Source organism: Streptomyces sp. BI87, from assembly GCF_025957665.1.
GTDB classification, from domain to species: Bacteria; Actinomycetota; Actinomycetes; order Streptomycetales; family Streptomycetaceae; genus Streptomyces; species Streptomyces albidoflavus.
Map to the genome: position 1 here is coordinate 2,158,379 of NZ_CP110079.1, position 18,258 is coordinate 2,176,636.

At 72.3% G+C, this 18,258-nt stretch carries 17 protein-coding genes, 1 tRNA gene and 1 riboswitch; of the genes, 8 read left to right on the forward strand and 10 right to left on the reverse strand.

Features of this window, described 5'->3' with window-relative positions; all coding sequences use genetic code 11:
- Nucleotides 1-170: 170 nt before the first annotated feature.
- A complete protein-coding gene (locus tag OIM89_RS09275; protein ID WP_175510811.1) occupies nucleotides 171-932 on the forward strand; it encodes a helix-turn-helix domain-containing protein in 762 nt (253 codons plus the stop codon).
- A 169-nt stretch (nucleotides 933-1,101) separates the two neighbouring features.
- Here the strand turns inward: OIM89_RS09275 and OIM89_RS09280 are convergent, their stop codons facing one another.
- A complete protein-coding gene (locus OIM89_RS09280; protein ID WP_264491141.1) occupies nucleotides 1,102-2,070 on the reverse strand; it encodes a helix-turn-helix domain-containing protein in 969 nt (322 codons plus the stop codon).
- 243 nt (nucleotides 2,071-2,313) lie between these two features.
- Here OIM89_RS09280 and OIM89_RS09285 point away from each other — a divergent pair, with 243 nt between their 5' ends.
- Both OIM89_RS09285 and OIM89_RS09290 read left to right on the forward strand, forming a co-directional pair.
- Nucleotides 2,314-3,537: an MFS transporter gene (locus tag OIM89_RS09285; protein WP_175458992.1), complete on the forward strand. Its 1,224-nt coding sequence runs from the start codon at nucleotides 2,314-2,316 to the stop codon at nucleotides 3,535-3,537.
- Between the two features lie 92 nt (nucleotides 3,538-3,629).
- Entirely contained in the window at nucleotides 3,630-4,094 is a 465-nt protein-coding gene (locus OIM89_RS09290; protein ID WP_175458990.1) for a very short patch repair endonuclease, read from the forward strand.
- A gap of 29 nt (nucleotides 4,095-4,123) precedes the next feature.
- On the opposite strand, the gene OIM89_RS09295 is transcribed toward OIM89_RS09290, so the two are convergent.
- Nucleotides 4,124-5,533 carry a DUF445 domain-containing protein gene (locus tag OIM89_RS09295; RefSeq protein WP_047470233.1) on the reverse strand — a complete coding sequence of 470 codons (1,410 nt, stop codon included), beginning with the start codon at nucleotides 5,531-5,533 and terminating at the stop codon, nucleotides 4,124-4,126.
- Nucleotides 5,534-5,924: 391 nt separating this feature from the next.
- On the opposite strand from OIM89_RS09295, the gene OIM89_RS09300 reads away from it, so the two are divergent.
- Nucleotides 5,925-7,244 (forward strand): SGNH/GDSL hydrolase family protein, encoded by a 1,320-nt coding sequence (locus tag OIM89_RS09300; RefSeq protein ID WP_175458504.1) that lies wholly within the window; start codon nucleotides 5,925-5,927, stop codon nucleotides 7,242-7,244.
- Between the two features lie 16 nt (nucleotides 7,245-7,260).
- On the opposite strand, the gene OIM89_RS09305 is transcribed toward OIM89_RS09300, so the two are convergent.
- The 4 genes from OIM89_RS09305 to OIM89_RS09320 are packed head-to-tail and all read right to left on the reverse strand — an operon-like array spanning nucleotide 7,261 to nucleotide 10,725.
- Entirely contained in the window at nucleotides 7,261-7,932 is a 672-nt protein-coding gene (locus OIM89_RS09305) for a DUF1707 domain-containing protein (protein ID WP_175458503.1), read from the reverse strand.
- Between the two features lie 50 nt (nucleotides 7,933-7,982).
- Nucleotides 7,983-8,993: an ATP-binding cassette domain-containing protein gene (locus OIM89_RS09310; protein ID WP_047470226.1), complete on the reverse strand. Its 1,011-nt coding sequence runs from the start codon at nucleotides 8,991-8,993 to the stop codon at nucleotides 7,983-7,985.
- A gap of 48 nt (nucleotides 8,994-9,041) precedes the next feature.
- A complete protein-coding gene (locus tag OIM89_RS09315; RefSeq protein ID WP_030696442.1) occupies nucleotides 9,042-9,911 on the reverse strand; it encodes an ABC transporter permease in 870 nt (289 codons plus the stop codon).
- Nucleotides 9,904-10,725 carry an ABC transporter permease gene (locus OIM89_RS09320; RefSeq protein ID WP_047470223.1) on the reverse strand — a complete coding sequence of 274 codons (822 nt, stop codon included), beginning with the start codon at nucleotides 10,723-10,725 and terminating at the stop codon, nucleotides 9,904-9,906. Before OIM89_RS09320 ends, OIM89_RS09315 begins: the two co-directional genes overlap by 8 nt.
- A 222-nt stretch (nucleotides 10,726-10,947) precedes the next feature.
- Between OIM89_RS09320 and OIM89_RS09325 the strand changes: the two genes are divergently transcribed.
- Nucleotides 10,948-13,272 carry a transglycosylase domain-containing protein gene (locus OIM89_RS09325; RefSeq protein ID WP_264491142.1) on the forward strand — a complete coding sequence of 775 codons (2,325 nt, stop codon included), beginning with the start codon at nucleotides 10,948-10,950 and terminating at the stop codon, nucleotides 13,270-13,272.
- 69 nt (nucleotides 13,273-13,341) lie between these two features.
- Here the strand turns inward: OIM89_RS09325 and sugE are convergent, their stop codons facing one another.
- The 3 genes from sugE to OIM89_RS09340 form a co-directional block, all read right to left on the reverse strand.
- A complete protein-coding gene (sugE, locus tag OIM89_RS09330; RefSeq protein WP_030696439.1) occupies nucleotides 13,342-13,662 on the reverse strand; it encodes a quaternary ammonium compound efflux SMR transporter SugE in 321 nt (106 codons plus the stop codon).
- Nucleotides 13,663-13,695: 33 nt separating this feature from the next.
- Nucleotides 13,696-13,759, reverse strand: a riboswitch (guanidine-III (ykkC-III) riboswitch).
- Between the two features lie 71 nt (nucleotides 13,760-13,830).
- The gene (locus OIM89_RS09335) at nucleotides 13,831-14,172 is read right to left on the reverse strand and encodes a GroES family chaperonin (protein WP_003950575.1); all 342 of its coding nucleotides are present in this window, start codon (nucleotides 14,170-14,172) and stop codon (nucleotides 13,831-13,833) included.
- A 78-nt stretch (nucleotides 14,173-14,250) separates the two neighbouring features.
- Entirely contained in the window at nucleotides 14,251-14,604 is a 354-nt protein-coding gene (locus OIM89_RS09340) for a DUF3618 domain-containing protein (protein ID WP_037665161.1), read from the reverse strand.
- A gap of 147 nt (nucleotides 14,605-14,751) precedes the next feature.
- Between OIM89_RS09340 and bcp the strand changes: the two genes are divergently transcribed.
- The 3 genes from bcp (at nucleotide 14,752) to OIM89_RS09355 (ending at nucleotide 17,016) form a co-directional block, all read left to right on the forward strand.
- A complete protein-coding gene (bcp, locus tag OIM89_RS09345; protein ID WP_030696437.1) occupies nucleotides 14,752-15,219 on the forward strand; it encodes a thioredoxin-dependent thiol peroxidase in 468 nt (155 codons plus the stop codon).
- 172 nt (nucleotides 15,220-15,391) lie between these two features.
- Nucleotides 15,392-16,891 carry a glycine betaine/L-proline transporter ProP gene (proP, locus tag OIM89_RS09350; RefSeq protein WP_030696436.1) on the forward strand — a complete coding sequence of 500 codons (1,500 nt, stop codon included), beginning with the start codon at nucleotides 15,392-15,394 and terminating at the stop codon, nucleotides 16,889-16,891.
- A gap of 42 nt (nucleotides 16,892-16,933) precedes the next feature.
- A tRNA-Leu gene (locus tag OIM89_RS09355) sits at nucleotides 16,934-17,016 on the forward strand.
- A gap of 279 nt (nucleotides 17,017-17,295) precedes the next feature.
- On the opposite strand, the gene rdgB is transcribed toward OIM89_RS09355, so the two are convergent.
- Complete coding sequence (gene rdgB / locus OIM89_RS09360; protein ID WP_030696435.1) at nucleotides 17,296-17,898, reverse strand: RdgB/HAM1 family non-canonical purine NTP pyrophosphatase; 603 nt, start codon at nucleotides 17,896-17,898, stop codon at nucleotides 17,296-17,298.
- Nucleotides 17,899-18,258: the final 360 nt, after the last annotated feature.

An 18,258-nucleotide genomic window follows, 5' to 3' on the forward strand; every position in this document is an offset into this window, starting at 1 on the left:
CCCGGTGGCCCCACAACCATGACCCGCCTCCCCGGGCAATTCCAGCGCCGGAAGACTTTCACTGGTACGTGTAAGTCACATCAGCCCCGCAGCCCTTTCCCAGCGCTGCGGTTTCTCCGAGAATCGGGCCCCTTAGCCTGTTCTGGCGTACCGCCCGAGGAGAGGAAGCCGTGGCCCCGAGAACGCAGAGTTGGAAGGACCTCCCGCCGGAGTGCCCGGACGAGAAGCGCCTGTTGGCCACCTGCCTGCGCAGGGTGAAGGACTGCACGGACCTCACTCAGCAGCGGCTCGCCGCGAAATGCGGGATCGTCACGAGCACGCTGAACGGCTACCTCAACGCACGAAATCAGCCAACGCCTGAGACGCTCCGCCGCTTCTACCTCGCGGTCAAGGAGGACACCGACCAGCGCGGACTCCAGCTCCCGCACTCCTTGCACGAGCTGGAGTCGATACTTTCCGGCCAGACAGAGAAGGCTCGGACAGCCAGTCAGAGGCCGGCTGTCCGGATCTCGAACCGGAGCCATGGTGCGAAGTTCGCCCGACGGCGCAGGTCACGGGCGAACAACCGTGCGCGGGTGCCGGTCCCCCCTCAGCGGGGGGACCGGCACCCGCGCATGGCCACGGGGCCAGGCTGGACGGGACTGGAGACGCTTCTGGACCGCCTTCTGCGGCACCAGACTCAGGACGCGTTCTTCATGATCTGGCAGTCCGCGATGAGCCTCCCGGCCTCCGAGATCCCCCACGTAGTCGCGTCGTGCCGTGCAGCGGGACTCTCCGATGCCGCTGACGCCGTCATCGCCAACGCCGCACGCAGGGACCTCAGCGCCGTACTGCGGATAGCCGCGTGCTTCCACGAAGCCCACCAGTACGAGGACGCCACGCTCCTGCTCAGCTCGGCCACCGCGGAAACCGGAGCCGCACGGAACAGTTGATCGCGGAACCAGCAGGGCAGGAGCCGCCAGCCACCGGGCGAGGGGGCGTCAGATCTCATGCCGGCGCGGGAATTCAGGCCCGCCCTCCTGCTGCCAACGCCCCCTCGAAGAGGGGGCGCACATGGCCGTCGGCCCGGTATTCGCTGGCACAGCGATCCCCAAGTACCCCTCACCCCCGAAACGCCGCCCGGTAATTCCGCGGCGTGGTCCCCAGTGCCGCATGAAAGTGATGCCGCAATGACACATCGGTGCCGAAGCCGCACATGCCGGCGATGTGGTCGATGGTGTGGTCGGTTTCCTCCAGGTACTGGCGGGCGCGGTCGAGGCGGCGTTGGGTGAGCCAGCGTAGGGGGGTCTGGCCGGTTTCCTGGCGGAAGTGGCGGGTGTAGGTGCGGACGCTCATCGTGGCCTGGGCGGCGAGGTCGGCGAGGGTGAGCGGGTCGGCGAGGTGGTCCAGGGCCCAGGCGCGGGAGGCGGCGGTGGAGGCGGTGCCCGGTTCGGGGACGGGGCGGCGGATGTACTGGGCCTGGCCGCCCTCACGGTGCGGGGGGACCACGGTGCGGCGGGCCACGTCGGCGGCGACGGCGGCGCCGTGGTCGCGGCGGATGAGATGGAGGCAGAGGTCGATGCCGGCGGCCTCGCCCGCCGAGGTGAGGACCTCGCCCTCGTCGACGTAGAGGACGTCGGCGTCGACCTCGATACGGGGGTGGGCGCGGGCGAGGCGGTCGGCGGAGAGCCAGTGGGTGGTGGCGCGGCGGCCGTCGAGGGTGCCGTACGCGGCGAGGACGAAGGCGCCGGTGCAGACGGAGGCGAGGCGGGCGCCGGCCTCTCGGGTGGCGTCGAGGGCGGCGCGGAGGTCGGCGGGGAGGGGGTCGGTGGCGAGGCGTTCGTCCTGCTCGTGCGAGGCGGGGACGAGGACGGTGCGGGCCTCGGTGAGGATCTCCGGGCCGTGCGGCGCGTAGACGGGGAAGTCGGCGTCGGTGCGGACGGGGCCGGGGCGGGTCGCGCAGGTACGGACCGTGTAGAGGGGGGTTCCGTCGGTGGCGCGGGCGCTGCCGAACAGCTGGTGGACCAGGCCGAGTTCCATCGGGAGGACGCCGTCGCGGATGAGGACGGCGACGAGGTGCGGGGCGGGCATGGGTGTCTGTCCTGTCGTCGGGGCGGCCTGGCGGGGAGGTGGGTCATGAGGGCCGTGGAGGGGCCGCGAGGGGGAGAGCTCTGCGACTCTGCCCGGCTCCCGGTGGCCGTAACCTTCTGTTAGCTGTCCATCTGGCCACTGACGCGCCCGCGGGCCGGGCGGGATGGTCGGGGCATGGCAATTTCCTCATCGCGTCAAGAGCCGGAACAGGGCCGGGCGGCCCACGGCTGGACCGTGGTCGCCGTGGCGGGGGCGGCGATCGTCACCGCCGGGGCGTTCACGACCTTCGGCGGGCTGCTCCTCGTCCCGCTGCACGAGGAACGGGGCTGGTCGCGGGCGTCGATCGGGGTGGCGTTCGCGATCAGCATGGTGCTGTACGGGGTGACGGCGCCGTTCGCCGCGGCGCTGATGGACCGGCTCGGGGTGCGTCGCGTCGTCGTGGGTGCGCTGGTGCTGGCCGGGGCCGGAGCAGCGGGAACGGCGGTGGCCGGCTCACCGGCGCAGGTGGCGGCGGCCTGGGGACTGGGCGTGGGGCTCGGTACGGGCGCGGCCTCGACCGCGCTGGCGGCGAGCGTCGCGGAACGGGCCGGGCCAGGGCGGCGCGGCCTGGTCGCGGGCCTGCTGACGGCGGCCGGGGTGGTCGGGCAGTTCGTCTTCCTGCCCGTGCTGTCCCGGGTGGTCGAGGGGTACGGGTGGCAGGCGGCCGCGTGGGGGCTGGCCGGCGCGGCGGGCCTGGTGGCGGCGTGCGCGCTCGTGCTGCTGCGGGGCTCCCGGGCGGCGGCCCGGGCGCAGACGCCCGGCACCAGCGGCGCCTCCCACGTCGTCACCCGCGCCCTGCGCGTCCTCGCCACCTCCACCCGGCGCCCGGCGTTCTGGCTGCTGGCCGGGGTCTTCGCGGTCTGCGGAGCCTCGACCAACGGCCTCCTCTGGAACCACTTCACCCCGGCCGCCCACGACCACGGCATGCCCGCCACCTCCGCCTCGACCCTGCTGGCCTTGGTCGGCCTCTTCAACGTGGCCGGAACCATCGCCGCCGGCCGCCTCACCGACCGCACCGACCCCCGCCGCGTCCTGGCCGCCTGCTTCGGCCTGCGCGCCCTGACCCTGGTGGCTCTCCCTCTGCTCTGGTCCCCCTCGGTCGGGGTGCCGCTGGTGGCCTTCGCCGTCCTCTTCGGCCTGCTGGACGTGGCGACGGTGCCCCCGACGCTGGCCCTGTGCCGCGTCCACTTCGGCCCGGACGCCGTGGTCGTCTTCGGCTGGGTCAACGCCGCCCACCAGCTCGGCGCGGGCGCCATGGCCCATCTCGGCGGCCTGACCCGCGACACCCTCGGCACGTACGACCCGGTGTGGGTGGGGGCGGGGGCGCTGTGCGCGGGGGCTGCGGTGCTGGTGGGGGTGGTGCGCAGTTCAGCGGAGGCGGGCCTCGCCCTCGCACCGCGTCCGCCCAGCGGCGGCGGGCGCCCGTAAGCCGGGTCCTACAGTGGAACGGCCGGGTCCGCTCCTACGGACAGAAGTCCAACGGACCGCACGGCGCCTCTCCCGACCGCATTGGACCAGACGTGACTGCCCAGCCACCCTCCCCCGAGTGGGAGCCTCCCGAGGGATCATGGGCTTCGTCGGCCGGCAGGCGCCGGAACATGCAGGCCATCCGCAGCCGCGACACCTCTCCCGAAATGGCCATCCGGCGTCTCGTACACGCCCAGGGCCTGCGCTACCGCGTCTCCAGCCGTCCGTTGCCCGCGCTGCGGCGCACGGCCGACCTGGTCTTCCGCCCGGTGAAGGTCGCCGTGTTCATCGACGGCTGCTACTGGCACGGATGCCCGGAGCACTACGTTCCGCCGAGGACCAACAGCGGCTACTGGTCGGACAAGGTGCTTCGCAACATCACCAGGGACCGGGACACCGACAGCGCGCTGCGCGAAGCGGGCTGGACCGTGCTCCGCTTCTGGGAACACGAGCCGCCCGACGCGTGCGCACTCCAGATCGCGGCCACCGTCCAGCGGCTACGGCAGCGGAACGACTAGCGAGGCGGCCTCGCGGGCCGACCCGCCCCCTACGCCCCCAACCCCCGCGACACCGTATGAATCACCAGCCCCGCCAACGACCCCACCACCGTCCCGTTGATCCGGATGAACTGGAGATCCCGCCCGATGTGGGCCTCGATCTTGCGGGAGGTGTGTTCGGCGTCCCAGCCGGCGACGGTGTCGGTGATGAGGGAGGTGATCTGGGTGCGGTAGTTGGTGACGACGTAGGCGGCGGCGGATTCGGCCCAGCCGTCGACCTTGGACTGGAGGCGGGGGTCGGCGGACATGCGGTTGCCGAGGGAGAGGAGGGCGGCGCGGGCGCGGAGGCGGAGTTCGCTCTGCTCGTCCTCGGCGGCGGCGACGATCATGGCGCGGACGGCGGACCAGGCGGAGGCGATGAGGTCCTGGACCTCGGGGCGGTGGATGATCTCGGACTTGAGGCGTTCGACGCGGGCGCGGGTGTCGGGGTCGGTGCGCAGGTCGGTGGCGAAATCGGCGAGGAAGGTGTCGATGGCGGCGCGGGCCGGGTGGTCGGGCATGTCGCGCATCTCGGTGAGGAAGCGCAGGAGTTCCTTGTAGACGCGTTCGCCGACGCGCTTGTCGACGAAGCGCGGGGTCCAGCCGGGGGCGCCGCCCTGGACGGCGTTCATCACCGTGTCGCTGTGTAGGACCAGCCAGTCGTGGGCACGGGAGCAGACGAGGTCGACGACGCGGCGGTGGCCGCCGTCCTCGACGATCCGTTCCAGCATCCGGCCGAGGCTCGGCGCGATCTCCTGGGCGTCGGCGCGGCGGGTGACGGCCTCGCCAACGACGGCCTGGACGTCGTTGTCGCGCAGGACGGTGAGGGCGCCGCGCAGGGCGGTGGAGAGTTCGGAGGTGACGCGGTCGGTGTTGGCCGGGACGGCCAGCCAGCCGCCGACCCGGCTGCCGAGGCGCAGGGCGCGCAGCCGGGTGCGGATGACGTCCGGGGAGAGGAAGTTCTCGCCGACGAAGGCGCCGAGTGAGGCGCCGAGCTGGTCCTTCTTGCGCGGGATGATCGCGGTGTGCGGGATGGGCAGGCCGAGCGGGTGCCGGAAGAGCGCGGTGACGGCGAACCAGTCGGCGAGCGCACCGACCATGCCCGCCTCGGCGGCGGCGGCGACGTACCCGGCCCAGGCTCCGGCGCCGGAGTGCTCGGCCCAGGTGGCGAGGGCGTAGACGATCGCGACCAGGACGAGCAGGCCGGTGGCGGTGATCTTCATGCGGCGGACGCCGCGCCGCTTCTCCTCGTCGGCGGCGGTGAACGCCATGGGGTCGGCGCCGGTTCCGGAGGCGCCCGCTCCGGCGCCGAGGAGGGCGCCCAGGGCCCCGCCTCGCGTCCCGGGCGCACCGGGCTCGCGCGGCGTGCCTCCACCCGGCGCCCGCGCGCCGTCGCCCCTGCGGTCGTCCTCTGCTGCCATGGCGTCCCGTCCCGTCGACCTTTTCGACCTTCACTGCACCTGGCCGTCCGCGACGCGTCACGCCCGGAATGGCCCCCGTACGGCACGATACGGCGCCCGCCTGCGGCCCCGTCGCGGCACACCGCCGTCAGCCGGCTGTGACGCCCCGCACACGAACCCCCACACCAGGCACCGGAATCTCACCCTCCGTCAGCGCCCCGGGACACCGGGTGCACCCCTTGTCCCCCGGCTCCCGCAATCGCCCGATTCCCCGGCGCCGGGCGGGAACGGACCGCGCGCGGGCCGCGTCTGTCCCTCCGGGGGCGCCCCGCGCGACTCTCCGCGCCATGACGCATCATGGAAGATCCACACGGAGCCTCGGGGCTCCCCCGGCCCGAGGAGTAACAGGCGCATGACCAAGCGTCACGGTTATGCCTTGCTCGCCGCCCTCGCGGCGATCGTCGTCCTGATATCGGCCGCCATCTACCTGGGCGTGACCGGGACCGGCGCCCGCGACGAGCCGGCGGACCAAGGCGCCCGCACCCCGCGCAGCTCGGCGGCTCCGGCCTCGTCGGGCAGCTGGGTCGCGGCGTGGTCGGCCTCCCCGGTCGGCGGTGAGCCCGGCACCGAACTCCGCGGCTACGCCGGGCAGTCGATCCGTAACGTGGTGCACACCCACACCGGCGGCAGCAGCGCCCGCGTCACCCTCTCCAACCTCTACGGGCAGCAGCCGCTCAACCTCACCCGCGCCTCCATCGCGCTGACCGCCGCCCCCAACAACCCCTCGGCCGCCCCGGGCACGCTCCGCGCCCTGACCTTCGACGGCCGCAGCGACGTCGTCATACCCCCCGGCGAGCAGCGGGTCAGCGACGCGGTGCGCATCCGCGTCCCCGACGGCTCGGACCTGCTGATCACGACGTTCAGCCCGACGCCCTCGGGCCCGGTCACCTACCACCCGCACGCCCGCCAGATCAGCTACGTGGCGCGCGGCGAGCGGACCGACGACGAGTCGGGGGCGGCGTACACCCAGCAGAGCCCGTTCTGGCGGTACGTGACGGCGGTGGACGTCTACAGCAACGAGTCGCAGGGCGCCGTGGTGGTCCTCGGCGACTCGCTGACCGACGGCATCACCTCGACCATGGGCGCCAACCGCCGCTGGACCGACGTGCTGGCCCAGCGCATGCGCGACGAGCCCGGCAACCTCGACCTGAGCGTGGTCAACCAGGGCATCAGCGGCAACCGCCTGCTCTCCGACGGCCTCGGCCGCCCGGCCGGCAACCCCAGCGGCCTCAACCGCTTCGAGCGGGACGCGCTCTCCCGGTCGGGGGTGCGCGGGGTGGTGGTCGCCCTCGGCATCAACGACATCCTGCGCAACCCGCACGACAACTCCGCCGCCGACATCACCGACGGCCTGCGCGACCTGACCCGCCAGGCCCACCAGCGGGGCCTGCGGGTCACCGGCGCGACGCTCATGCCCTTCGGCGGCCACCGCGGGTGGACGCCGGAGAAGGAGCAAATGCGCCAGGAGGTCAACACGGCGATCCGGGCCGGCAAGGTCTTCGACCACTACGTCGACTTCGACAAGGCCGTCCGCGACCCGTACGACGCGCAGAAGCTGCGCCCCGCGTACGACTCCGGGGACCACCTGCACCCGAGCGACGCGGGCTTCCGCAGGATGGGCGAGTCCTTCGACCTGTCGCTGCTGCGGAAGACGGCCCCGGCCCAGCTCTGACCGGGCGCGGCCTGCCTCAGCCCAGTTCCCTGCGGTCCTCCCCCTCGCCCCGGCGGCGCTCCTTCTCCAGGCGCCGCTGGGCGCGGGTCGGCTTGCGTTCGGTGCCGACGCCGCCCCAGAAGGCGAAGCCGCGCACGACGACGCGGGGGGCGTCCGGGTCGGGGGTGTCGTCGCCGGCCGGGCGCCCGAAGCCGCCCATGATGCCGATCCCGCGCACCTCGACCTGGACGCCGGGCGGCACGACGATGTTGACGCCGCCCATCACCGTCCAGCAGTCGATGACCGTCTCGCGGGACTCGAAGCGGGCCTCGCGCAGGTCGAGCTGGCCGCCGCCCCAGAAGGCGATCGCCCTGAAGCGGGCGGGCACGGTCCAGCGGCCGGTGTGCTGGAAGCCGGAGAGCACGCCGATGCCCCAGCGGGCGTCCCCGGTGCCGCCGATGCGGGCGGGCCAGTTCTCCCGGCCGGGCTCGGCCCCGGGGCGGCCGGCGGGCGCGCCGGTCCCGGTGGCGGGCAGGTCGCGGGTGAGGGGTTCCAGCTCCGCGTAGGTGCGCGCCCGGTAGACGGCGTCGAGTCGTTCCCCGAACTCGTCCATGTCCAGGCGGCCTTCGGCCATGGCGTCGCGGAGCCGTTCGGCGACCTTCTCCCGGTCGGCGTCGGAGGCGCGCAGTTCGGGCAGCTCTTCACTCATGCGGGTCAGCCTATGAGGCGGAGGGCTCGCCGGGACAGGGCCGACCGCCCTCACCCGACCGAACGCCCCGCGTACATCAGGGAGATGACGTCCTCGATGTCGGGTTCCCGCACCGAGAGGTCGACCAGCGGCCAGCCGGCGGCGATCTCCGCGACGATCGGGGCGGCCGGCTGCCCGGCCGGGAAGGCGAGCCACTGGCGCGGGCCCTCGACCTTGACGGTGCGGGCGGACTCCAGGGCGATGGGCGGGAGTTCGGTGGCGAGGTCGACGACGAGGGTGCGTTCCACCTCGGCGATCCCGTGGAGCCCGGCGACCTCGCCGTCGTACATGAGGCGGCCGTGGTCGATGACCATGACGCGGCGGCAGAGCTGCTCGATGTCGGTGAGGTCGTGGGTGGTGAGCAGGACGGTGGTGCCGCGTTCGGCGTTCAGGTCGGCGAGGAAGCGCCGGACGTTGGCCTTGGAGACGACGTCGAGGCCGATGGTGGGCTCGTCCAGGTACAGCACCTCGGGGTCGTGGAGGAGGGCGGCCGCGATGTCGCCGCGCATCCGCTGGCCGAGGGAGAGCTGCCGTACGGGGACGTCCAGCAGGTCACCGAGGCCGAGGAGTTCGACGCACCGGTCGAGGTTCTCCCGGTAACGGGCGTCGGGGACGCGGTACATGCGGTGGATGAGCTGGTACGAGTCGAGCAGCGGCAGGTCCCACCAGAGGGTGGTGCGCTGGCCGAAGACGACGCCGATGCGGCGGGCGAGGCGGGCCCGGTCGCGGGCGGGTTCGACGCCCGCGACGCGCAGGGTGCCGCCGCTCGGGGTGAGGATGCCGGTGAGCATCTTGATGGTGGTGGACTTGCCCGCGCCGTTGGGTCCGACGAAGCCGACCACCTCTCCGCGCGCCACCGAGAAGGAGAGCCCGTCGACTGCTCTGACCTCCCGCTTCTCCCGCCGCAGCAGGCCGGCCCTGCGGCGCACCTCGAAGACCTTCTCGACCCGGTCGAGGTGGATCACCTCCTGGCCGTCGCGCTGTGCGGGAAGGTCCGCCACCGGGCGCTCCGTCGCGTCCATCGCTGCTCTCTTTCCTGTGTCTCGGTGGGACGGGGTGGGTGGGTCCGGTCAGCTTCCGGTCGAGCGGTACGCCCTGAGCCCGACCCGCCAGAGCAGCCCCGCCGCCACGCAGCAGACGGCGGCCACCAGCGGCGGGGCGAAGGCCGCCTGGACGGGCAGGCCGAGCGGGAGCGGGCGGTCCAGGACGTAGGAGGCGGGCACCCAGTTGACGAAGGCCAGGGGCAGCACGAAGGTCACCGAGGCGACCAGTTCCCGGGTGAAGACGGTCGGCGGGTACTGGAGCAGGGTGGTGCCGCCGTAGGTGAAGGCGTTCTGCACCTCGGCCGCGTCCTGGGCGTAGAACTGGAAGACGGCTCCGGCGACGAAGAGCGCGCCGAACAGGGCGGCGCCGCTGACCAGCATCATCGGGACCAGCAGGAGTTTGGTGGCGCTCCAGTCGATGTCCAGCACGGTCAGCGCGTACGCGAGGACCAGGGCGCCCTGGGTGATGCGGCCGAGGCGGCGCAGGGCGAAGCGGTCGGCGGCGAGCTGGGCGAGGACGGGGACCGGGCGGACCAGCAGGGTGTCCAGCGAGCCGTCGCGGATGCGGCGGCCGAGCCGGTCCATGGAGCCGACGGTGAGGTGGGCGAGGCCGAAGGCGGTGGCGGAGGTGCCGTAGAGGAAGGCGACCTCGCCGAGGGTGAAGCCGCCGAGCCGGTCGACGTGGGAGAACATCAGCAGGATCGCGACGAAGTCGAGGCCGTTGGCGGCTACGGCGACGCAGAGGGCCATGGCGAAGGAGGCGCGGTAGGTGAGGGTGGAGCGGACCCACATGGCGACGACCAGCCGGTAGGTGCGCAGCCCCTCGGCGAACGGGGAGCCGAACCGGGCGTCGACGGGGTCGGGAGCGGGGCGCGGGGGCGCGGCGGGGTCAGCCACCCTGGACCACCACCCGGCGGGTCGCGAGGGTCTGGAGGGCGCGTCCGGCGGCCAGCAGCACCGCCGCCCAGGCGAGCTGGAAGGCGTAGACGCCGAGCAGGCCGGTGCCGGTGTGGACGCCGAGCAGGACGTCGGCCGGGAGCTGGAGGATCGAGGACCAGGGCAGCACGCGGGCGACCTCGCCGAGCAGGCCGGGGAAGACGTTGAGCGGCAGCAGCATGCCGGAGAAGAACATGCCGACCAGCCAGGCGAGCTGGCCCACCCCGGCGCCGTCCAGCAGCCAGAAGGCACTCAGCGCCACCAGGTAGCGGATGCCGAAGCTGACCAGGAGGCCGAGGAGGACGGCGGTGAAGAAGGCGATCCAGGTGCCGGGCGAGGCGGGCAGGGCGAGGTCGAAGACGAGGGCGCCGAAGGCGAGCGGCAGCGCGCCGCGGGCGAAGAGCTGGAAGCAGGCGCGGCCGGCGTCCTGGGCGAGCCACCAGAGTTGCAGGTCGACGGGGCGGTAGAGGTCGACGGCGATGTCACCCGAACGGATGCGTTCCATCAGCTCTTCCTCCGAGCCGCCGCCCATCGCGGCGACGGCCATGTGGAGGGACTGCCCGATCCACACGAAGGTGAGGGCCTGCGCCTGGTCGTAGCCGCCGAGTCCGGGGCGTTCGTCCCAGAGGGCGAGGTAGGTCTGGGCGAGGATCACGCCGAAGACGGTGTTGGTGAAGATTCCGGCGAGGGTGGCCGCCCGGTAGGTGGCGTACCGCCGGAACCCCTTGGCGGCCACCGCTCCGTACAGCGCCGCCCTTCCTGGGCCGTGGGCCATCTGACTGCTGCTCCGTTCCCCCGTGACACCTCCGCCGAACGGGCGATGTCCGCTTTCGGTACGACCGGCACCGCTTTGGCACCAAAGGGCAAGAGCTTAGGGGCGGACCGGTACCGGTCGCCACGGCTTTTCGTTGTGCGGGCGCGTGCCGGTCGGCGTGGCGGAACGCATGATGCGAAAGTGACATAACGGGCGTACTGGGCAATTCGGGATCGGGGAGTCATGAGCGAGGAGCGGCAGCAGCCGGACGGCGCGGACGACGGGCGGGAGCGCTGGCCCGGATGGGAGGAGCGCGACCCGGAGCCGGGCGGGCCGCGGAAGCACGGCATCCGCAGGTTCCTGCCGGGCTGGCGGCTGGTGCTGGGCTCGTTCCTCACCCTGGTGGTGCTGGTCTGCGGCGGCTTCTTCGTCGGCTACCTGCTGGTCGACATCCCCGCCGCCAACGCCGCCGCCACCCAGCAGTCCAACGTCTACCTGTACGCCGACGGCACCCAGCTCGCCAGCGACGGCGACGTCAACCGCGAGAACATCTCCCTCTCCGACCTCCCCAAGCCGGTACGGCACGCGGTCCTCGCCGCCGAGGACCGCGACTTCTACACCGGCTCGGCCGTCGACCCGCAGGCGATGATCCGCGGCGCCTGGAAGACCGTCACCGGCAAGGGCAAGCAGTCCGGTTCCACCATCACCCAGCAGTACGTCAAGAACTACTACCTGGACCAGGACCAGACGGTCACCCGCAAGGCCAAGGAGTTCTTCATCGCGATCAAGCTGGACCGCGAGACCTCCAAGGACGAGATCCTGGAGGGGTACCTCAACACCAGCTACTTCGGCCGCAACGCCTACGGCATCCAGGCCGCCGCCCAGGCGTACTACGGCATCGACGCCCGCGACCTGAACACCGCCCAGGGCGCCTACCTCGCCTCGCTCCTCAACGCCCCCAGCGCCTACGACGTGATCGCCCAGCCCGCCAACCGCTCCCGCGCCGAGGCCCGCTGGAACTACGTGCTGGACGGCATGGTCAAGGAGAACTGGCTCACCGAGTCCGGCCGCGCCCGCCTCTCCTTCCCCACCCCCGACGAGCAGCACCTCCCGCGCGGCCTCTCCGGCCAGCGCGGCTACCTGGTGCAGGCGGTCGACGCGTACCTGGTCTCCCACGGCGTCGTCACCGAGGCGGAACTCGCCAAGGGCGGACACCGGATCACCACCACCCTGGTCAAGGACCACCAGGACGCCCTGGTCAAGGCGGTCGACGACAAGCTGATCTCCAAGCTCGACAAGAAGGAGCGCAAGGCCGACCGGAACGTCCGCGCGGGCGGCGTCGCCATCGACCCGGACACCGGCAAGGTCCTCGCCATGTACGGCGGCATCGACTACACCGAGCAGTACGTCAACAACGCGACCCGCCGCGACTACCAGGTCGGCTCCACCTTCAAGCCCTTCGTCCTCACCGCCGCCCTCCAGCACAAGGCCCGCACCCAGGACGGCCGCGCCATCAACCCCAACGCCCGCTACGACGGCACCAACAAGCGCCGCGTCGAGGGATGGACCGGCGGCCCGTACGAGCCGGAGAACGAGGACGAGCGGGACTACGGCGACATCACCCTGAAGGTCGCCACCGACCGCTCCGTCAACGCGGTCTACGCCCAGCTCGCCGTCGACGTCGGCCCCGAGAAGGTCAAGGACACCGCCATCGCGCTGGGCCTGCCGAAGACCACCCCGGACCTCCAGCCGTACCCCTCGATCGCGCTGGGCACCGCCACCGCCAGCGTCCTCGACATGGCGGAGGCGTACGCGACCCTCGCCGACCACGGCCGCCACCGCGACCACCGGCTGGTCCAGGAGATCAGCCATCTCGGCGAGAAGCTGGAGCTGCCCCGGGAGCGCGTCCAGAGCGCGGTGACCCGGCGGGCCGCCGACACCACCACCGAGGTGCTGCGCAGCGTGGTGCGCGGCGGCACCGGCATGGCGGCCCGCGAGGCCGGGCGTCCGGCGGCGGGCAAGACCGGTACGGCCGAGGAGGACACGGCCGCCTGGTTCGCCGGGTACACCCCGGACCTGACCACGGTGATCGCGGTGATGGGCCAGGACCCCGAGTCCGGCGCCCACACCCCGCTCTACGGCGCCCTGGGCCTGCCCCGCGTCAACGGCGGCGGGCCCCCGGCCGAGATCTGGGCCCAGTTCACCCGGGCCGCGCTGGCCGGGCAGCCGGTGCGCGACTTCGAGCTCGACGCGGACCGCTCGGCCGAGGACTCCCCCACCGCCTCCCCCAGCGAGACGGGCGCGGCCTCCCGCAACCCCCGGGACCCGGACGCCTCCGGCGAACCGGACGAGGGCGGCTCCTCCTCACGCGAGCCCGAGGGCGACTCCCCGAGCGAATCGGGCGGCGGCACCGAGGTCCCGCCGGGCATGGAGGAGGACCCGGGCCGCAACGGCGACCCGGCCCCGCCCGGCGTACCGGCCCCGGACACCCCCGCCCCCGCCCGCGAACCGCGCGAGACCCTGATGCCCCTCGCCACACCGGACCTGGAGCCACCGCCGGCGGGCTGACGCCCGGCACCGCCGGTACGGAGAAAGCCCCCGCCTGTCGGACAGGCGGGGGCTTCTCCGTACGTATCGCTAGTGTCCCGAGGTCAGCTTCAGCCCGACCACGGCCACGATCAGCAGGCAGACGAAGAAGATGCGGGCGGCGGTCGCCGGTTCGCCGAGGACCAGCATGCCGAGGATGGCGGCACCGGCGGCGCCGATGCCGACCCAGACGCCGTAGGCGGTGCCGATCGGCAGGGTCTTGGCGGCCTGGGCGAGCAGCACCATGCTGGCGACGATGCCGGCGGCGGTGAAGACGCTCGGCCAGAGCCGGGTGAATCCTTCGGTGTACTTCATCCCGATCGACCAGCCGACTTCGAGCAGACCGGCGATGAGCAGCAGTATCCAGGCCACGGGGGCACCTCCGAGAAACGCGGGATCAACGGGGGTGCGTCGTCTTTGCCAGCCCGGTACGGCGCGTCTCGTCGGGGTGTCTCCACGGTAGCAAAAAGCGGGCCCGGCCCCCGGTGACCTCGGTCACCGGGGGCCGGGCCGAAAGCCCTGCTCCCGCTTCCGCTTCCGCTACAGGTAGAGCCCCGTCGCGTCCTCCGACCCTTCGAAGCGGTCGGCGGCGACGGCGTGCAGGTCGCGCTCGCGCATCAGGACGTACGCGACGCCGCGCACCTCGACCTCGGCGCGGTCCTCGGGGTCGTACAGCACCCGGTCGCCGGGCTCGACCGCGCGGACGTTCTGCCCGACGGCGACCACCTCGGCCCAGCCCAGGCGGCGGCCGACGGCGGCCGTGGCGGGGATGACGATGCCGCCGGTCGAGCGCCGCTCCCCCTCGGGGATGTCGGTGCGGACCAGCACGCGGTCGTGCAGCATGCGAATGGGCAACTTGTCGTGCCGGCTGTTCTCACTCACGCCACGAACCTACCTGGCGCCCGCTCCCCCGTGCGGAGAAGGGTCCAGGCCGCCGGCGAGGGCCCCCGCGCGGGCGTCCTACTTGCCGGAGTCCCGACGCGAGGAGACCACCACCAGGCCGACGAGGCCGGCCGCGACCAGCGCCACCGGGATCACCCGCTCCGGGCGCACCGAACCGTCCTCGCGGGTGAAACCGGCGCGCACCTGGGACAGGGCGCGGTTCACCCCCACGTAGGCCCGGCCGAGGGTCGCGTCGACCCGCGAGGCCACCTGGGCCTTCGCGTCGCCGACGATCGTCTTGGGGTGCACCCGCACCCCGATCTCGTCGAGGGTCTCGGCGAGCGTGTCACGCCGCCGCTTGATGTCCGCCTCGATCTGCGCAGGGGTCCTGGCATCCGACACCGCGCTGCCTCCGTCGTCGTCCGTACCCATGGGTCCCCGGGTACCCGGGGAAACCCGGACCATCCGGTGAGCCGTCTCTGTCCGTCGACAGTCTGTCAGCTCTGGCCTGATCCCACCCCACGGCACCCCTATTAGGCTCAACCCGAACCAGAACCGCGCACCGCGAGGAGACCGACCATGAGCGAGCGACTCAAGCCGGGCGACACCGCCCCCGCCTTCACCCTGCCCGACGCCGACGGCAACGAGGTCTCCCTCGCCTCGCACCAGGGCCGCAAGGTCATCGTCTACTTCTACCCGGCCGCCCTCACCCCCGGCTGCACCAAGCAGGCGTGCGACTTCACCGACAACCTGGAGGCGCTGGCGAGCGCCGGGTACGACGTGATCGGCGTCTCCCCGGACAAGCCGGAGAAGCTCGCGAAGTTCCGCGAGAAGGAGAACCTCAAGGTCACACTGGTCGGCGACCCCTCCAAGGAGACGCTGGCCGCCTACGGCGCCTTCGGCGAGAAGAAGCTCTACGGCAAGACGGTGACGGGCGTGATCCGCTCCACGGTCGTGGTCGGCGAGGACGGCACCGTCGAGCAGGCCTTCTACAACGTCAAGGCCACCGGCCACGTCGCCAAGATCATGCGGGACCTCGGCGTCTGAGCGCCCCCCTCCCGCACCCCTCCTCCCGGCCCCGCCGCGTCAGCCACTCGGACGCGACGGGGTCGCGCGGGCTCTGTGAGGGGGGCGACACTTTTCCGGCGTGGCGGTTTGCGCCTGCGATGTGGGCGCAGAAGCAGTCCCTGGAACCACCACCGAGGGAAAGGGAGCAGCCATGGCCGACACCGGCCCGCAGACCGGGGGCGACCCGGAGGCGGTCAAGCGGCATCCCCGCCTCTTCCGTGCCGCGCGGCAGCGCAGGAATCCCAGGCTGCGGCGGAGCGACATCACCGTCACCGACGAGCGGGCCGTCAAGCGCGCGGTGAAAGCGGCCTCCCTCGGCAACGCCATGGAGTGGTTCGACTTCGGGATCTACTCCTACCTCGCGGTCACCATCGGCCATGTCTTCTTCCCCTCCGGGAACGACACGGTGCAGCTGCTCTCCTCGTTCGCCACCTTCGCCGTCGCCTTCCTGGTACGGCCGCTGGGCGGCATGTTCTTCGGGCCGATGGGCGACCGGCTGGGCCGCAAGAAGGTCCTCGCGCTGACGATGATCCTGATGGCGCTTGGCACCTTCTGCATCGGCCTGATCCCCTCGTACGCCTCGATCGGCTTCTGGGCGCCGGTGCTGCTGATCTTCTTCCGGCTGGTGCAGGGCTTCTCCACCGGCGGGGAGTACGGCGGCGCCTCGACCTTCATCGCCGAGTACGCGCCCGACAAGCGGCGCGGCTTCTTCGGCAGCTTCCTGGAGCTGGGCACGCTGCTCGGCTACACCGGCGCCGCCGGCCTGGTCACCGGGCTCTACGCGGTGCTGGACGACGGGGCGATGGAGAGCTGGGGGTGGCGCATCCCGTTCCTGGTCGCCGGGCCGCTGGGCTTCGTCGGCATCTACCTGCGGCTCAAGCTGGACGAGACCCCCGCCTTCCAGAAGCTGGAGGACGGCACCGCCGCCCACGCCTCCGAGGCCGCCGACGGCGTCGAGACCACCCACAAGGGCGACCTCGCGAAGATCTTCCGCCGCTACTGGCCCTCGCTGATCCTCTGCATCGCCCTGGTCGGCGCGTACAACATCACCGACTACATGCTGCTGTCGTACATGCCGACGTACCTCTCCGACGAGATGGGATACGACGAGAGCCACGGGCTGCTCATCCTGATCGGCGTGATGGTGCTGCTGATGCTGATCATCAACCAGGTCGGCAAGCTCAGTGACCGGTTCGGGCGCAAGCCGCTGCTCATGACGGGCATGATCAGCTTCTTCTTCCTCTCCATCCCCTCGTTCCTGCTGGTCAAGCAGGGCAGCCTGCTCGCCGTCTCGGCCGGCATGCTGATGCTCGGCCTCTCCCTGGTCTGCCTGCTCGGCACCATGTCGGCGGCGCTCCCGGCGCTCTTCCCGACGCCGGTGCGGTACGGGTCGCTCTCCGTCGGCTACAACCTCTCCGCCTCGCTCTTCGGAGGGACCACCCCGCTGGTCATCACCGGGCTCATCGGGCTGACCGGGGACGACATGATGCCCGCGTACTACGCGATGGCGGCCTCGCTCGTCGGTGTGATCGCGGTGGCCTGCATGAAGGAGACGGCGCACCGGCCGCTCGCCGGGTCGCCGCCCTCCGTGGCGACCGAGGAGGAGGCTCGGGAGATCCTCGACGCACAGTCGCCCGATCCCAAGTTCTAGCCCTGACGGGGGCGTGGGGGTGCCGGTAGGATGGCGCTGCTCGCGGCCGTGTCGGAACTGGCAGACGAGCTGGGTTTAGGTCCCAGTGGGCTTCGCCCGTGAGGGTTCGAGTCCCTCCGGCCGCACAACCCGGGCCACCTCGCGGTGGTCCGGGTTTTTCCTTTTCCCGCCTGCTCTTCGGGCCGGCCGAAAGGGGTGGCCTCAAACGCCGGCCGGGCTCTTTGGCCTCAAACGCCGGCCGGGCTCCAGAAGACGGCCTCAAGCGCCGGCCGGGCTGAGAGTGGCCGGGCTCCCGGGTGGACCTGCCGGTCAAAGACGGCCTCAAGCGCCGGCCGGGCTGGATGGTGCCGGGCTCAGGTGTTGGCGGAGTTGAGGTTGGCCGGGCTTGGAGGAGGGGGTGGTGGTCAGGCGAGCAGTTCTCGGGCGACCGGGGCCAGGGCGCGGAAGGCCTTGCCCCGGTGGCTGATGGCGTTCTTCTCGGCCGGGGTGAGTTCGGCGCAGGTACGGGTTTCGCCGTCGGGCTGGAGGATCGGGTCGTAGCCGAAGCCGTTGGTGCCTGCGGGGGCGTGTCGGAGGGTGCCGGTGAGGCGGCCCTCGACGACGCGTTCGGTGCCGTCGGGGAGGGCGAGGGCGGCGGCGCAGGCGAAGTAGGCGGCGCGGTGGGGGTCGGCGATGTCGGAGAGCTGGGCGAGGAGCAGGTCGAGGTTGGCCTGGTCGTCGCCGTGCCGGCCGGCCCAGCGGGCGGAGAAGATGCCGGGGGCGCCGCCCAGCACCTCGACGCAGAGGCCGGAGTCGTCGGCGACCGCGGGCAGGCCCGTCGCCTGGGCCAGGGCGTGCGCCTTGAGCAGGGCGTTCTCGGCGAAGGTGACGCCGGTCTCCTTGACGTCGGGGATCTCCGGGTAGGCGTCGGCGCCGACGAGTTCGTGGGTGAGGCCGGCGTCGGCGAGGATCGCGCGCAGCTCGGTGATCTTTCCGGTGTTCCGGGTGGCGAGAATCAGGCGGGTCATGTCCTCAGTATCGGACACGGCCCACGGGTGGCCTCAAGCGCCGGCCGGGCTGAGTCTGGCTGGGGTCCGGCTCCACTCCGCCGGTCACCGACTGGCCTCAAGCGCCGGCCGGGCTAAGTATTGCCAGGCTCGGGACTCGCCTGCCAGCCAACGACGACCAACCAATTCGAGCCCGGCCGGCGTTTGAGGCCACCTTCGAAGCCCGGCCGGCGCTTGAGGCCATCAGTGACCGGCACGGGCAGACCCGAGCCCAGCCACCCTCAGCCCGGCCGGCGTTTGAGGCCACTTTCCAAGCCCGGCCGGCGCTTGAGGCCATCGGTGACCGGCACCGTGCAGCCGGACCTCAGCCGAAAGATCAGC